A 14,090-nucleotide genomic window follows, 5' to 3' on the forward strand; every position below is an offset into this window, starting at 1 on the left:
CTGGTGACCGGCGCACTCCGTTTACCGCGCTCTGCCAGGTCTTTCACCTGCAAGTACGCGGACTGTGAAACTGTGAATATCACACGCTGTGGTCCGGCTCTCACCCACCCGTGCGGGTCAGTGCGCCGGGGTGCGGCCCAGCCGGACGAGCCACCACAGCTCGGCGATGTCGGCCGGGTCGCGCAGATCCGCACCGGTGAACTCGGCGAAGTGGGCGAGCCTGCGCCGCAAGGTGTTGGGGTGCACCGGGGACGCGGCGGCGGCCTCGTCGATCCGCAGTCCGTGTTCCAGGTAGCCGACGACCGAACTCCAGATGTCCATACCGTAACGTCCCTTGTCCCGCAAGGGTTCCAGCAGCCGCTCGGCGAGGATGGCGGTCAGCTCCTCGTCGGCGGAGGCGACCGCTGCGAGCCGCAGTGTCGCGAGTTCGTGGGCCCCGCCCATGCCGAGCCGGAACGCCGCGGCCAGCGCCCGGCCCGCCGAGCGCGCGGACAGGTGCAGCTCCTCGGGCGCCACCACCGGCCCGATCCCGAACGTGCCGAGCGAGGTCTCCAGCGACACCCCGGCACCGAGCACGCCCGCCACGTCCTCCCTGCCGACCGCGGCCAGCACCACCCCCGAGGGCACCGACTCCCGCAGCACGGACACCGTGACGCCCGGCGCCAGCCTGCCCCGCACCGCCGCGTACCTGCCGTCCGGGTCGAGGCCGAGGCCGGCGAGGTGCCCGCGGCTCGACGCCGGGGACGTCGTCGGCGCGAGCAGCGCGCGCAGGGAGTCGCCGATCCGCTGTTCGTCCTCCCGCGCGACCCGCAGCTGGACCTCGTGATGCGCCGTCGCCGCCGCGACCGTGACGACGTCCAACCAGCGCCACACCAGTCCCAGCGTGACGAGCAATGCCGCGTCGTCGGCGCCGTGTTCCCGCGCCCGCGCCTCGATCAGGTCCCAGCAGGTCTCGCCCGCGGCGCGGTAGGCGGCGAGTACCGCGGCCAGGCTGACACCCTGTCTCGCCCGTGCGACCCCGATCTCGGTGATTTCCCGCAGTTCGGCCGTGTCGGGCAGGCGGTGCTCGCGCAGGTGCGCCAACGCCGTGGCGACGATACGCCGGTTCCCCGACCGCAGTGCCTCGTCGGTGACGGCGGCGTACTCGGGCACCGCCTCGCGAATACGGGCGACGAGCCGGTCGACGATCGCGTCGAGCCGCGCGGGATCGCCGAGCAGCTCGTCCAGTGCGGGAGCCGTCATGGTGGAAACCTCCAGCGAACGGGGACGGAGACGCGCCTCGAGTACAACGTTGCCCGGGCTTCATTGTCACAAAATCCCATTCTGACGATCATCGGCGGGAGGACACGACGCGATGATGGGGAGTTTGACCATATGGACCGTACGACCCTGGCCGCCCGCCTCGCCAACCTCACCGCTGCCGCCCCCGACCGCGCCGCGCTCACCTGCGGGGGCCGGACGCTGAGCCGCCGGGAACTCGACCTGCGCAGCACCGCGCTCGCGCACGCGTACGCGGATCTCGGGGTCGGCGCGGGTTCGCTGGTGACCATCGCACTGCCCAACGGGATCGAGTTCGTCCTCGCCGCGCTCGCGACGTGGAAGCTCGGCGCCACCCCGCAGCCGCTGTCCTACCGGCTCCCGGCCGCCGAGCTGGAAGCGGTGCTCGCGCTCGCCGATCCGGCGCTCGTCGTCGGGCCCGAGGTGGCGGGACGGCAACACGTGCCGCCGGGGTTCACCCCGCCGGAGAACCACGAACCGCTCCCCGCCGTCGAACCCGGTCCGTGGAAGGCGCCCGCCTCCGGCGGCAGCACCGGCCGTCCGAAGATCATCGTCGCCGGAGAAGCCGCATACGCCGACGTCCTGGCCGGGGTGGCGGCGTTGTTCGGAATGACACCGGACGGCGTGCATCTGGCCGCCGGGCCGCTGTACCACAACGCGCCGTTCATGATGTCCGCGTCGGCGCTGTTCACCGGCAACCACGTCGTGGTGCTGCCCAGGTTCGACGCGGCGGAAGCCGTGCGGGCCATCGAAAAGTACCGTGTGGACTGGGCTTTCCTGGTGCCGACGATGATGCACCGGATGTGGCGGCTGCCCGAGGCCGAGCGGGACGCGGCCGATCTGTCGAGCCTGCGGGTCGTGCTGCACGGCGCGGCACCGTGCCCGGTCTGGCTGAAGCAGGCATGGCTCGACTGGATCGGCCCGCAACGGCTGCACGAGCTGTACGCGAGCACCGAGGCGCAGGCGGGCACGCTGATCACCGGCGAGGAATGGCTGGCCCACCCGGGCAGCGTCGGCAAGGTCGCGGCCGGCGAAATCCGCGTACTCGACGACGAACATCGCGACGTCCCGACCGGCGAGACCGGGGAAATCTGGATGCGGTCCGCGCCCGGCGCGCCCGCGACCTACCGGTATCTCGGTGATACCCCGACGAGTCTGCCCGGCGGCTGGGAATCCCAGGGCGACGTCGGCCGGTTCGACGCCGACGGCTATCTCTACCTCGCCGACCGCAAACCGGACATGATCCTTGTCGGCGGCGCGAACGTGTTCCCCGCCGAGGTCGAGGCGGCGCTCGACGAGCATCCGTCGGTGCTGTCCAGCTGTGTGATCGGGCTTCCCGACGAGGACTACGGCAACATCGTGCACGCGGTGGTGCAGACCGACGGACCGCTCGACGAGGTGGCACTGCTGGAACATCTCAGGTCCCGGCTGGCGCCGTACAAGCTACCCCGGGTTTTCGAGCGAGTGGACGAGCCGCTGCGGGACGACGCGGGCAAGGTCCGCCGCGCGGCCGTGCGCGCCGAACGCCTGGCCACGCACCGGTGACGGCCGCACCCACGCGGACCGGGCTGGCCGTCGTTTCCCGGCAGGCACTGGGATCGCGGCTCGTCGAGTACACAGTGGACTCGACGGCGGTCGGCGGCCGGACCAGCCTGCGCATCCTCTTCCCCACTGAGTACACAGTGGACACCCATCGGCGGTTCCCGGTGCTCTATCTGCTGCACGGCGGGGACGACGACTACCGCTCGTGGACCGACAAGGGCCAGGCCGCCGAAACGACCGAGAAGTTCCCGCTGATCGTCGTGATGCCGGACGCCCGTAACGGTTTCTACTCGGACTGGGAGAAGCCCGGCCGTCTCGGCAAGCCCCGCTGGGAGACCTATCACCTCGGCGAACTGCTGCCCTGGGTCGACGCCACGTTCCGCACGATCGCGCGTCGCGAAGGACGGGCGGCGGCCGGTCTTTCCATGGGCGGGTTCGGCGCGTTCTCCTATGCGGCAAGGCATCCGGATCTGTTCGTGGCGGCGGCGAGCTTCTCCGGGGTGCTCGACACGAACCGGTACTCGTGGATCACCGAGATCGCGGCGCGGCGGGACGGCGGCGGGTTCGGGGCGATCTGGGGCGACCGGCTCACCCGCGCGGCCCGCTGGCGCGCGCACAACCCGTGGGACCTGGCGGAAAACCTGCGGGGCATGACGCTGGCCGTGCACACCGGCAACGGCGTGCCCGCCGACCGGGACCACCGCCGCCCCGACCCGGTGGAGGCGATCGTGTACCACCAGTCGGTGCGGATGCACCGGAAACTCACCACGCTGGGCATCGGCCACCGCTGGTACCACCGGCGCGGCGTCCACGACTGGCCACAGTGGATAGACGATCTCCGCGCGACGGTCCCCTTGCTGGCCGAGACCCTCGCCGATCCACCGTCCACTCCAGACCCGTTCTCCTACACCTCGGCCGAGCCCGATTTCTCCGTATGGGACTGGTCGGTGAGTTTCTCCCGTTCCCACCGGGAGTTCGCCGTGTTGTCTCATGTGGACAGAGAAGGTTTCGCCCTCGCCGGCAGCGGGACGGCACGGGTGCGCACGGCGGCCTGGTACGAACCGGGCCTGCGCTACACCGTCCATGTCGAAGACCCTTCGGGCACCCGGCCCGGCACGGTCCTGGCCGACCGGGAGGGGCGTCTGGCGTTCTCCTTGCGACTCGGCGACCGTAGCGGCACCGCGTGGGTGAAGATCCGATGACCGGCGTCGTGACCGAGCCGACGGCGGCGGTCCGTCCCGGGTGGATCGCCGCGCTGTCGGCCGCGACGCTCGGGATGTCGATCGCGGTGCTGACGCCGATCCAGGTGCTGCTGCCGCTGCAGATCGAGGCGATCGACCCGGCGCGCAAGGTGGCGAACCTCGGCTGGATCACCGCTGTCGCGGCGGTGCTCTCCATGGTGGTGTGCCCGGTCGCGGGCGCGCTGTCGGACCGCACGGCCTCGCGGTTCGGCAGGCGGCGGCCGTGGGTGCTGGGCAGCGGCCTGGTGTGCGCCGCCGGGCTCGTCCTGCTCGGCCTGCAGCACACGATCCTCGGCGTGGCACTGACCTGGTGCGTGGTGCAGGCGGGAACGAACGCGATGTACGCCGCGCTCACCGCGTCCGTGCCCGATCTCGTGCCGGTGCGCCAACGGGGTGTGGTGTCGGCGTTCGTCGGGCTTCCGCTACCGCTTTCGTTGATTCTGGGCAGTTTTCTGGTGAGCTCGGTGGTGACCGGCCGGGTCGCCGGGTACTGCCTGCTGGCGGGACTGCTGCTTGTCCTCATCGTCCCTTTCGTGCTCCTGCCGACGGACACGCCGCGAATCGAGCGCGGTCCCGCCGGGCCGCCGAAATTCACCCACGACCTCGGCTGGGCCTTCGGCTGCCGCCTCGGCATCCAGCTCGCCAACGCCGTCGGCACGCTGTACCTGCTGTACTACCTGCGCGACGTCGTCCACCACGAGGACCCGGCGCGGGCGGTGTTCCTGCTGATCGTCGTCTACACCGCCGGGATCCTGCTCACCAGCGTCGTCGCGGGGCGATGGTCGGACCGCAGCGGGCTGCGGAAACCGTTCGTCGTGGTCTCCTCGGCCGTCGTCGCCGCCGCGATGGTGGTGCTGTCGCTGGCGCACACGTTCTCCGCCGCGCTGTTCGCGGCCGCGCTGATGGGCGTGGGCTACGGCGTCTACCTTGCCGTGGACAACGCGCTCATCACCCAGGTGCTGCCCGCGGCCCACGCGCACGCGCGCGACCTCGGCGTCGTCAACCTCGCCAACACCGCCCCGCAAGCGCTCGCCCCGGCCATCGCGGGCGTGGTGATCGCCGAGCTCGGCGGGTACTCACCGCTCTACCTGCTCGCCGCGGCGTGCGCGCTCGCCGGGGCGGCGGCGATCGCCCCGGTGCGCTCCGTGCGGTGATTCCCGGAGCGCTCTGAAGGGGGCCTTCAGAGCGCTGGACGCCACGGATGTTCCCTTCGCCGGACATCGGTCTACAAAGGACGACGTCGCGAAAGACGCGGTGGCGACGCTCAACGTCCCGTACGCGTCGTTCGCGACACCGGAGTCCACGAAACTCAGTAGTACCAGCGGATGCCGAAGTGGCCGGGGCCGACGTCGCGGCCGAGCGCCAGCACCGAATCGGACAGCCCGAGCTTGAGCAGTTGCGCGGTCTCGGCGGAGGTGTCGCCCGGCGGTGACGTGAAGTGCTGGCAGCGGCGGGGCACCGCGGCCGGGTCGAAGCAGACCTCGAGCAGGTATTCCCGCACCGAGCGGCGGAACCGGCGGAAGTAGGCCTCGGTGGTCGCCGGTTCGGCGTGTTCCCGGCGCGGGTTGTGCACCTCGAACTCGATCAGGACGTGCTCGCCCTTGGTCAGCGGACGTTCGAACAGCAGCTCGGCGGCGAAAAGGCTGCTGACCTCGCTGGTCACCACCTTGCCGAGGGTGCAGTTCCGCAGCCCGGTCACGACCGGCTCCTCGCCGGCGCTCCCGTCCCAGTCGTAGACGAGCAGCGCGCGGTCGGGGCCACCGCAGTCGGCGCGCATGACCTGGGTGCACCGCACGGCGCGTTCCCGTCCGTCCGGGCCGACCAGCACCCGGTCGTGCAGGGTGAGCCTGCGCAGCGAACGGTCCGGGGTGGTCGGCACATCCCCGAGCAGCCCGGCCACCTCGGGTTTCGCCGGCCACAGATCGGCCAGCCCCGGCAGGCTGCCGCCGCGCCTGCCACGCGGGCTCGGCGGGCCGAGCAGGTTCCGCAGCGAGTTCGGCGGGACCTCCAGCACGTTCTCGAGATGTTCCAGTGCCCGCAACGACGTCGGCCGCTCCGGGCGGCGCTGGCCCGACTGCCAGTAACTCAGCGTGGCGAGGCTGACCTGGACACCCTTGCGGGCGAGCCGGTCCTGGATGCGGTCGAGGCTGAGCCCCCTGGCAACGATCGCCGCGCGCAACGCGACGTTGAACGGGCCCTGTTCCAGCAGCCCGCCGAGTTCCTCGCGCCGGTGCTCACCGGCACGGTCGAAGTCGGTCGCCATCCCGCCTCCTCACGTTCGTGACGTGACGCAGCGTCCTCAGGACTCAGCGGATTCTCTACTTGCCAGTAAAGTAGGCGTTCCGTGTCCGTCTGACTACCCTCAAATGGCGGAACACACACCCCCATTCGACGTAGCACGCAGGTGATAGCGCACGGAGATCACCGCTTCATCTCACCCAGAGCACAGGATTGACACCCGATCGTGAACACCTGGGGCGAGGACAGCGTCCCGTTGAGAAGCGGCACCCGGTGACCGATCCGGCATCCGGAGCCCCCCGGTCGTTCACCGTTCGCCGGTAGGATCGGGTAGGCGCACGGGCGTGTTTTCCGCGTAACCGGGCGAAATCCGACGAATGGGTCCGGAGGTGAAGCGTGTTCGGCCTCAGCATCGAGCACATCCTGGTCCTGGTAGTGGCCGGGCTGTTCATCCTCGGCCCCGAGCGGCTGCCGGGCGCGCTCCAGTGGCTCGGCCAGTCGATCCGCAAGGTCCGCGCGTATGCCAGCGGCGCGCAGGAGCAGCTCAAGTCCGAGCTCGGCCCGGAGTTCGACCAGCTCCGCAAGCCCCTGCAGGACCTCCAGAGCCTCCGCGAGTTCAACCCGAAGACGGTCGTCACCAGCTACCTGCTCGACGAGCCCGCCCCCGCGGCGGCCCAGCCCGTGGCGAACGGCGCACCGGTCACCCCGCCGCCCACGCCACTGCGGCCCGGCGAGCGCCCGCCGGTCGATCCCGACGCCACCTGAACCGCCTCAGTCCCGGCGATGCCGGGCGCGGACGTGCATCCGCTCGCCCTGCGGCCCGAACAGGCTGAGGAACTCCACCGGCCGCTCGTCCACCTTGCCGAACCAGTGCGGCTCCCGGGTGTCGAACTCGGCGACCTCGCCCGCGCGCAGCACGAAATCGTGCTTGCCGAGGACCAGCCGCAGCTGTCCATTGAGGACGTACAGCCATTCGTAACCCTCGTGCGTCCGCGGATCCGGCTCCCGGCGGTCGGGCCCCGCCGGGATGATGTGCTTGAACGACTGGACCCCGCCGGGCCTGCGGGTCAGCGGGATGATGGTCATCCCGTGCCGCTTGAACGGGCGAGGATAGACGCGGGGATCGCCGGTGGACGGGGCGTCGACCAGCTCGTCGAGCGGGACGCCGTAGGCCTTCGCCAGCGGGAGCAGCAGTTCCAGGCTCGGCCTGCGGCTGCCGGACTCGAGCCGGGACAGCGTGCTGACCGAGACGCCGGTCGCCTCCGCCAGGTCCGTCAGCGTCAGTTCGGCACGTTTGCGCAGCTCACGCAGGCGAGGCCCGACCGCGGTGAGCACCTCTTCGAAGTCGTCGCTCATCCCCTTATTGCAGTTTCGGCAAAGAAGTTTGTCAACTTGGCGAAGTCTCCCGCATGGTGGATCGCGGAGGTGGTCACCATGACCAAGACACGGGGCCGCTACGACGTGGTCATCGCCGGGGGCGGCGGTGCGGGACTCGGCGCCGCGCTGATGCTGGGCAGGGCGCGGCGCTCGGTGCTGGTGGTGGACGGCGGGCAGCCGCGCAACGCGCCCGCCGAGCACATGCACGGATTCCTCTCCCGCGACGGGATGCCGCCGGGCGAGCTGCTGGAGATCGGGCGACGGGAGGTCGAGGGATACGACGGCGAGATCGTCACCGGGCAGGTCGTGTCGGTGGCCGGGGCCTCCGGGGAGTTCACCGTCGAACTCGACGACGGGTCCACAGTGGACGCGCGACGCCTGCTCGTCGCGACCGGGCTGACCGACGAACTGCCGCGGATCCACGGGCTCGCCGAGCGCTGGGGCCGGGACGTGCTGCACTGCCCGTACTGCCACGGCTGGGAGGTCCGCGACCAGCCGATCGGCGTCCTCGCCACGGGGCCGATGGCCATGCACCAGGCCCTGCTGTTCCGGCAGTGGTCGGCGGACGTGACGTTCCTGCTGCACACCGCCGCGAAACCCGCCGACGACGAACTGGAGCAGCTCACCGCGCTGGAGATCCCGGTCGTGCCGGACGAGGTGACGGCCGTGACCGTCACCGACGACCGGCTCAGCGGCGTACGGCTGTCGAGCGGCATGGCGATCCCGCTGAGCGCGCTGGTAATCGCGCCGCGGTTCACCGCGCGTGCCGGATTCCTCGCACCGCTCGGGCTGGAACCGGCGCCGCATCCCACGGGCATGGGCACCTACCTCGCCGCCGACCCCGACGGCCGGACTTCGGTGCCGGGCGTGTGGGCCGCGGGCAATGTCACCGACCCGCGGCTGCAGGTCCTCGCGTCGGCGGCGGCCGGTGCCACCGCGGCAGGCGCCATCAACGCCGACCTCATCTCCGAAGATGTCCAGAACGCACTGACCGAACGGCGGAACGCACTGTGAGCGAAGAAAACTACGTGAACGCGGAATTCTGGGACGGCCGGTACCGGGAGCAGGACTCGCTCTGGAGCGGGGCCACGAACGGCACGCTGGTGGCCGAGGTCGCCGGCCTGACACCGGGGCAGGCACTCGACGTCGGCTGCGGCGAAGGTGCCGACGCGCGGTGGCTGGCCGAAAAGGGCTGGCGGGTGACCGCGATCGACGTCTCGCAGGTGGCCCTCGAACGGGCCGCCGCGCACGGCGGTGAGAACGTCGCTTGGGTCCGCACCGACCTCGCGGTGTCCTCCCCGCCCGCGGCTTCGTTCGACCTCGTTTCCGCGCACTACTTCCCCATCCGGAAGGAAAGCGCCGTGCGTGGCCTGCTGGCCGCGGTGGCACCGGGCGGGACCCTGCTCTTCGTCGGCCACGACTTCGACGGCGCTTTGGAGCACCACGAGCACAACGGCGGGCAGGGTCCGGACCCGCGCGACTTCTACCAACCGTCCGAGGTCGCGGCGTTGCTCGATGACGACTGGAAGATCCTGGTCCACGAGACCCGCGAGCGCGCCCACGTGCCCGAGGGCAACCCGCACCACCGCGACACCGTCCTGCGGGCACAGCGCCTGCGCTGACCTCAGCGGCCCGCGCGCTCCGGCGCGCGGGCCATCCGGCGCGCGACGGCGAAGCCGGCGAGAAGCAGTACCACCCCACCGGTGATCCACGGCCACAGCGGGACCCCACTGTCCACTGAGGACACCGAAGGTGCCGCCACCGGCGCGGCGGCCGCCGAGGTGACCGGCGCCGCGTTCGCCGGTCCCGGCACGGTGAGCGTGAACGGGACGGTCCCGGAAACAGGGTGTCCGTCCGCGGAGATCACGCGGTAGTGGATCGTGTACGCCCCGGACGAGCCGAGCGGGTGCACCGGTGCCGACACCTTGGCGTCCACAATGGACATCGGACCGCCTTCCCAGTGAGTGCCGCCGTCGGGGCCGATGACCGTCAGCTCGGTGAATCCCTTCTCCAGCGGCTCGTTGAACTCGAGGACGACCTGCTCGGGAGAGGTCGCGATCGAAGCACCCTTCGCCGGAGTGCTCGACACCAGCACGCTGTGCGCGTGCGCTCCCGGCGTCCACAGCAGCAAGGCGAGCACCACCACCGTCAGCAGGACGGCCACGCGCGCGGCGAACCGGTGACCGGCGTCTTCGAGCCACCGCTGTTCATCGAGAATCATGATTTCCTCGCGATCGATCGGGTACGCGCCGAATCCGGCGGATCGGGTACGCCTGAGGCAGCCGACATTAGCGCCGCGGCGCCGCGAGAAATGAAAGATGTCTGTTAAGCAATTCTCACTCGCATGATCATCTTTCTCGCCGCCGAGCCCCCTGAGCCCCTCGGCGCAGCCTCTGGTCACCCGAACGGCGTAGATTTTCCGGCGTCCGGCCGCCGATCTCACCGGCGAACCATTACCGGACGGCGGGCGACTTTACCTGGTCTTCATGTCAGGAACACACCCCGAAACCTGGCGGCTGGTTTTCTTCTCGCCGACCGAAGGGCTTCTTTTCCTTCGCCATTGTGCCTTCTTCGACGTCGACGAGGACGTCTTCCCTTTCCCGGTTCCCTTCGTCCGCGAGGCGATTCCGGAACCGCTCTCTCCCACGAGGAGGACCTGACCGTGGCAGTGCGAGGTCCACGTCGCGAGCACCTGATCGCGGCGAGCCTGACCGGGGCCGTCGTGGTCGTCGTCGGCTACGCGTCCGGGATCGGCTTACGACCGGGTTCGGCCGCCGCCACCCCACCGCTCGCCGACGGCGGGCACCCGGTGGCACCGGCGTCGCCGACCGAGCCACCACTGCCCTCCGGCGGGCCACCGACGGGAGTGCCGATCTCGCCGCTGCCCGCCGTCCCGGTGCTGCCGCCCGTGGAGCAGCAGCCACCATCCCCCACCATGCCGGGCGGAATCGAGGTCCGGCCCTCCCCCGCGCCGCCGTCCGCCACCGATCCCGTGTCGCCCTCGCCCTCCGTGCCGCCGACCACCCCGATCCCGCCTCCGCCACCCCCGGGATCGGACGTCCCCTCGTGTCAACCCGGTGTGCCCCAACAGGTTCTGGACGTCGTGGGCGGTCTGCCGGTACTCGGCGCGGTGACCACCGGCCTCGGCGTCACGGGCTCGAACGGGCTCGGCGCGGTGCTGCTGGGCTACTGCAAGGCCCCGGACGGCTCCCTCGAACTCGCCATGATCCCCGCGCCGGAAAGCCACTGAGCCATGGACCTGACCCCGGCCAAGGCGTGGTACGTCCTCGCCCGCTGCGTCGACTACTTCGGCCTGACCCTCTTCGCCGGCGGGCTGTTCTTCCTCGCCGTGCTCTGGCCCGCGGGAGCCGGACACCGTGGTACGCGGCGGGTTCTGACCACCGGCTGGGTGCTGGGCTTCGCGGGCACGCTCGCCGGGATCGGGCTGCAGGGCGCGTGGTCGGCCCAGCGCCCGGCCGGTGACCTCTTCAGCTGGGAGCTGATCAGCCAGGTTCTGGGTGTCCACTTCGGACAGGTCTGGTTCGCGAAGGCGTTGCTGTGGCTGCTCGGTGGCGTCGCGCTCGCCTGGGTGCTGCAACGGGGCCGGGCCGCCGCGACGACGACCGCCTGGCGGGTCGGCGCGGGCGCGGTCGTCCTCGGCCTGCTGCGTGCGTCCGGGCTCACCGGCCACGCGGTGGAGAGCAAGCGGCCGCTGCTCACCCAGCTCGCGGATTTCGTCCACCTGGCGGGGATTTCCGCCTGGATCGGCGGGCTCGCGGTGCTGTTGTTCGGCGTGCTGGCACGCCGGGACTCCGACGAACTCGCCCGTGTCGTCCCCCGTTATTCGAAGCTCGCGATGGTGTCGGTGCTCCTGGTGATCGTCGCGGGTGTCGTGCTGGCTCTGGAGACCATCGGGCCGGTCGGCCGTATCTTCACCACCAGCTACGGGCGGATCCTGCTGGTGAAACTGGCCGTGCTCGCCGTCGTGCTGCTGATCGCGCAGGGCAGCAAGAGCTGGGTCGCACGGCGTCTCGACTTCGCCGTGGTCCTGCGTGGCGACGCCGCCGTCGTCCGCCCGTTCGTCTATTCCGTCGCCGCCGAGACCACGCTCGTGCTCGTGGTCCTCTTCGCGGCGAGCTTCCTCGTCACGGCCAGCCCTGGCCGGTGACCGGATCCGAAAGGAGTCCTTGATGGACAACCCCGAAATCACCACCGAGGCACCGCCACCGGCGCCCCGCGCCCGGCGGTGGCCGTTCGCGGTGGCGATCGTCGCGCTCGCCGCGGCCCTGTTCAGCCTGGCGACCCTGCGGGGCGGGCAGACCGAGCAGGCCGCGCCGCGACGCGCCGACGTCGATCTGGCGGCGCTGGCCAAGCAGGGACCGATGGCCGTTCCGCTCTACCAGGGCCTGTCCCAGGCCCAGGCGGGCGGGGCGGCACCCGCGGCACAGGCGGCGCCCGCCAAGTCCGTCGAGGCCATGGGCTACAAGTTCACCCCGGCGAACGTCAGCATCGCCGTCGGCGACACGGTGACCTGGACCAACCACGACACCGCGCCGCACAACATCGTCATCACCGACGGCCCGGAGAAGTTCACCTCGCCGACGCTGCAGAACGGCCAGACCTTCAGCCACACCTTCACGAAGGCGGGCACGTACTCCTACTACTGCTCGATCCACCCGGACATGAAGGCCACCCTCACCGTGACCGGATCGCCGACCAGCTCACCGGCGCCACCCACCACTCCCGGCACGCCGACCTCCGCGCCGCCGTCGAGCCCGACCCACACCATGCCCGCGCCCCCGCCCGGCGGCGGCGCGTGCGTGCCGAAGGGAGTCCTGCAGCCGATCCTCGACCACATCAAGAGCGCGCACCTGGAGGAGTCGCCCGGCCAGCAGGTCACGGACCTGCTCAACCTCGACCAGTACATCAAAACCCACACGGTGTGGCTGGAAACGGTGCTCGCCCCGGTGCTGAACGGGTCGGCCGACAAGGTCGTCGCCGACACGCTGGCGCCGATCGTCGCGCACCTCAAGAGCGCGCACCTGGAGGAATCGCTCGGCCAGCAGGTCACCGATCTGCTCAACCTCGACCAGTACATCAAAACCCACACGGTGTGGCTCGAATCCGTGCTCACACCGCTGCTGAACCAGGCGACCTGCTGACCCCGACCAGCTGTTCGCCCGCTCGAAACGGGTGGCCCGGCCGAAACGCACTCGGCCGGGCCACCCGCCCAGTATCCCCATCCAGCCCGGGAGGCACCCGCCGATGCCCGACACCGAAGTCCTGCCCGCTCTCCTCCCCGACGGAGTGCGCCGAGAGGTGTACACGCTGCGCCGCGACCGCTGCGTGATCGAGACTTCCCTGCGCCTGCTGCGCTTTCCGGTGCTGCGGGGCCGGTTCTCCGCCTCGGGTGGGCATTTCGACGTCGCCGAGCCCGAGCTGACCGTGGTGCTCGACGCCGCGTCGCTGCGGGTCGGCGTCCCCTTTCTCAGCAGGTTCCTGACAGGACCGCGCGGTCTGTCCACCGCCGACCACCCGGACGTCGTGGTCGAAGCACCGGTGGTACTCCTCGGTGCCGACCGGGTCGTGGACCTCGTCTGCCGGGTCGTCCTGCCGGGCACGACCCGCGACCTGCGGCTGCGCGGCGACCTGCGGTACGTCGACGACGAGCGGATCATCCTGTGGGCCAAGGGAATTCTGCCGAAGACGCGGCGGAAGGCCCGGTTCGCGCGCCGCCGCGTGCACGTCGAGATCGCGATGGAGTTCGTCCGATGAGGCGGACCGCGATCGTCCTCGCCGGTCTTCTCCTCGCTTGCGGTGTCCTGGCCTGGGCGCCCCGCTCCGCCGGCGCCGCGGCCCAGCAGGTGATGATGGAGAACTACGCGTACGGCCCGGCCGCGCTGACCGTCCGAGCCGGTGACACCGTGACCTGGATGCAGCACGACGAAGCCCCGCACGACGTCGTCACCACGAGCGCGCCGGTGGCCTTCCGCAGCCCGAAGTTGTCGCAGGGCCAGAGCTGGAGCTACACGTTCACCCAGCCCGGCACGTATTCGTACTACTGCTCGGTGCATCCCGACATGCGGGCCACCGTCACCGTCCTGGCGGCGCCGACCACGGCCGCGCCCGCTCCGCCGCCCCGCCCGGCACCGGCCGCACCCGTGCCGTCGAAGAAGACTGCCGCGCCTTCCGCGCCGGGGTCGGTCCAGCCGTCCAGCTCCGCGCCGTTGGCAAGTTCCGCACCCGCCACCGAACCGGCCGCCGCGCCGCCCTCGTCGGCGCCTTCCGTGGTCCAGCAGGCCGCACCGGCCACCGCGCCCTCGCTGGACCCGATGCTGCTCGTCGCCGGGGTGGTCACCGCCGTCGCGGTACTGTGCCTGTTGCTGCTGGGCTCGCGGCCGTCGCCCTAGACCG

The 14,090-nt window shown here is 71.0% G+C and carries 15 protein-coding genes; 11 read left to right on the forward strand and 4 right to left on the reverse strand.

Translation table 11 applies throughout. The annotated features are described in order from the left end of the window. Positions 1-117: 117 nt before the first annotated feature. The gene (locus ACFW0G_RS35835; protein WP_378329927.1) at positions 118-1,242 is read right to left on the reverse strand and encodes a PucR family transcriptional regulator; all 1,125 of its coding nucleotides are present in this window, start codon (positions 1,240-1,242) and stop codon (positions 118-120) included. A gap of 132 nt (positions 1,243-1,374) precedes the next feature. Between ACFW0G_RS35835 and ACFW0G_RS35840 the strand changes: the two genes are divergently transcribed. The 3 genes from ACFW0G_RS35840 to ACFW0G_RS35850 are packed head-to-tail and all read left to right on the forward strand — an operon-like array spanning position 1,375 to position 5,215. After that, on the forward strand, positions 1,375-2,823 hold the full coding sequence (locus tag ACFW0G_RS35840; RefSeq protein WP_378329928.1) for an AMP-binding protein: 1,449 nt from the start codon (positions 1,375-1,377) through the stop codon (positions 2,821-2,823). Next, positions 2,820-4,022, forward strand: a complete 1,203-nt coding sequence (locus tag ACFW0G_RS35845; protein ID WP_378329929.1) for an alpha/beta hydrolase — start codon at positions 2,820-2,822, stop codon at positions 4,020-4,022. Before ACFW0G_RS35840 ends, ACFW0G_RS35845 begins: the two co-directional genes overlap by 4 nt. Beyond that, a complete protein-coding gene (locus tag ACFW0G_RS35850) occupies positions 4,019-5,215 on the forward strand; it encodes an MFS transporter (RefSeq protein ID WP_378329930.1) in 1,197 nt (398 codons plus the stop codon). The genes ACFW0G_RS35845 and ACFW0G_RS35850 overlap by 4 nt, the downstream gene beginning before the upstream one ends. A 155-nt stretch (positions 5,216-5,370) precedes the next feature. On the opposite strand, the gene ACFW0G_RS35855 is transcribed toward ACFW0G_RS35850, so the two are convergent. Continuing rightward, positions 5,371-6,324, reverse strand: coding sequence for a helix-turn-helix domain-containing protein (locus ACFW0G_RS35855; protein ID WP_378329931.1), 954 nt, complete (start codon positions 6,322-6,324; stop codon positions 5,371-5,373). A 371-nt stretch (positions 6,325-6,695) separates the two neighbouring features. Here ACFW0G_RS35855 and ACFW0G_RS35860 point away from each other — a divergent pair, with 371 nt between their 5' ends. Further along, positions 6,696-7,064 carry a twin-arginine translocase TatA/TatE family subunit gene (locus tag ACFW0G_RS35860; protein ID WP_378329932.1) on the forward strand — a complete coding sequence of 123 codons (369 nt, stop codon included), beginning with the start codon at positions 6,696-6,698 and terminating at the stop codon, positions 7,062-7,064. A 6-nt stretch (positions 7,065-7,070) separates the two neighbouring features. Here the strand turns inward: ACFW0G_RS35860 and ACFW0G_RS35865 are convergent, their stop codons facing one another. Then, on the reverse strand, positions 7,071-7,655 hold the full coding sequence (locus ACFW0G_RS35865) for a helix-turn-helix domain-containing protein (RefSeq protein WP_378329933.1): 585 nt from the start codon (positions 7,653-7,655) through the stop codon (positions 7,071-7,073). Positions 7,656-7,733: 78 nt separating this feature from the next. Between ACFW0G_RS35865 and ACFW0G_RS35870 the strand changes: the two genes are divergently transcribed. Both ACFW0G_RS35870 and ACFW0G_RS35875 read left to right on the forward strand, forming a co-directional pair. Next, a complete protein-coding gene (locus ACFW0G_RS35870; RefSeq protein ID WP_378329934.1) occupies positions 7,734-8,690 on the forward strand; it encodes an NAD(P)/FAD-dependent oxidoreductase in 957 nt (318 codons plus the stop codon). Next, positions 8,687-9,298 carry a class I SAM-dependent methyltransferase gene (locus ACFW0G_RS35875; protein ID WP_378329935.1) on the forward strand — a complete coding sequence of 204 codons (612 nt, stop codon included), beginning with the start codon at positions 8,687-8,689 and terminating at the stop codon, positions 9,296-9,298. Before ACFW0G_RS35870 ends, ACFW0G_RS35875 begins: the two co-directional genes overlap by 4 nt. Before the next feature lie 2 nt (positions 9,299-9,300). Here the strand turns inward: ACFW0G_RS35875 and ACFW0G_RS35880 are convergent, their stop codons facing one another. Continuing rightward, positions 9,301-9,897, reverse strand: a complete 597-nt coding sequence (locus tag ACFW0G_RS35880; protein WP_378329936.1) for a copper resistance protein CopC — start codon at positions 9,895-9,897, stop codon at positions 9,301-9,303. A 441-nt stretch (positions 9,898-10,338) separates the two neighbouring features. On the opposite strand from ACFW0G_RS35880, the gene ACFW0G_RS35885 reads away from it, so the two are divergent. The 5 genes from ACFW0G_RS35885 to ACFW0G_RS35905 all read left to right on the forward strand — a co-directional run bounded on the left by ACFW0G_RS35885 (position 10,339) and on the right by ACFW0G_RS35905 (position 14,086). Continuing rightward, the gene (locus ACFW0G_RS35885) at positions 10,339-10,926 is read left to right on the forward strand and encodes a hypothetical protein (RefSeq protein ID WP_378329937.1); all 588 of its coding nucleotides are present in this window, start codon (positions 10,339-10,341) and stop codon (positions 10,924-10,926) included. 3 nt (positions 10,927-10,929) lie between these two features. After that, positions 10,930-11,844 carry a copper resistance D family protein gene (locus tag ACFW0G_RS35890; protein WP_378329938.1) on the forward strand — a complete coding sequence of 305 codons (915 nt, stop codon included), beginning with the start codon at positions 10,930-10,932 and terminating at the stop codon, positions 11,842-11,844. Positions 11,845-11,866: 22 nt separating this feature from the next. Then, on the forward strand, positions 11,867-12,838 hold the full coding sequence (locus tag ACFW0G_RS35895; protein WP_378329939.1) for a plastocyanin/azurin family copper-binding protein: 972 nt from the start codon (positions 11,867-11,869) through the stop codon (positions 12,836-12,838). Positions 12,839-12,941: 103 nt separating this feature from the next. After that, positions 12,942-13,451, forward strand: coding sequence for a hypothetical protein (locus ACFW0G_RS35900; protein WP_378329940.1), 510 nt, complete (start codon positions 12,942-12,944; stop codon positions 13,449-13,451). Continuing rightward, positions 13,448-14,086, forward strand: coding sequence for a cupredoxin family copper-binding protein (locus ACFW0G_RS35905; RefSeq protein WP_378329941.1), 639 nt, complete (start codon positions 13,448-13,450; stop codon positions 14,084-14,086). Before ACFW0G_RS35900 ends, ACFW0G_RS35905 begins: the two co-directional genes overlap by 4 nt. Positions 14,087-14,090 lie beyond the last annotated feature (4 nt).

This window comes from Amycolatopsis sp. NPDC058986 (genome assembly GCF_042741125.1).
GTDB lineage: Bacteria > Actinomycetota > Actinomycetes > Mycobacteriales > Pseudonocardiaceae > Amycolatopsis.

Coding starts and splice junctions, on each gene's coding strand:
- ACFW0G_RS35835 (WP_378329927.1), bottom strand. CDS start 1,242: ATGACGGCTCCCGCACTGGACGAGCTGCTCGGCGATCCCGCGCGGCTC.
- ACFW0G_RS35840 (WP_378329928.1), top strand. CDS start 1,375: ATGGACCGTACGACCCTGGCCGCCCGCCTCGCCAACCTCACCGCTGCC.
- ACFW0G_RS35850 (WP_378329930.1), top strand. CDS start 4,019: ATGACCGGCGTCGTGACCGAGCCGACGGCGGCGGTCCGTCCCGGGTGG.
- ACFW0G_RS35855 (WP_378329931.1), bottom strand. CDS start 6,324: ATGGCGACCGACTTCGACCGTGCCGGTGAGCACCGGCGCGAGGAACTC.
- ACFW0G_RS35865 (WP_378329933.1), bottom strand. CDS start 7,655: ATGAGCGACGACTTCGAAGAGGTGCTCACCGCGGTCGGGCCTCGCCTG.
- ACFW0G_RS35870 (WP_378329934.1), top strand. CDS start 7,734: ATGACCAAGACACGGGGCCGCTACGACGTGGTCATCGCCGGGGGCGGC.
- ACFW0G_RS35880 (WP_378329936.1), bottom strand. CDS start 9,897: ATGATTCTCGATGAACAGCGGTGGCTCGAAGACGCCGGTCACCGGTTC.
- ACFW0G_RS35890 (WP_378329938.1), top strand. CDS start 10,930: ATGGACCTGACCCCGGCCAAGGCGTGGTACGTCCTCGCCCGCTGCGTC.
- ACFW0G_RS35895 (WP_378329939.1), top strand. CDS start 11,867: ATGGACAACCCCGAAATCACCACCGAGGCACCGCCACCGGCGCCCCGC.
- ACFW0G_RS35900 (WP_378329940.1), top strand. CDS start 12,942: ATGCCCGACACCGAAGTCCTGCCCGCTCTCCTCCCCGACGGAGTGCGC.
- ACFW0G_RS35905 (WP_378329941.1), top strand. CDS start 13,448: ATGAGGCGGACCGCGATCGTCCTCGCCGGTCTTCTCCTCGCTTGCGGT.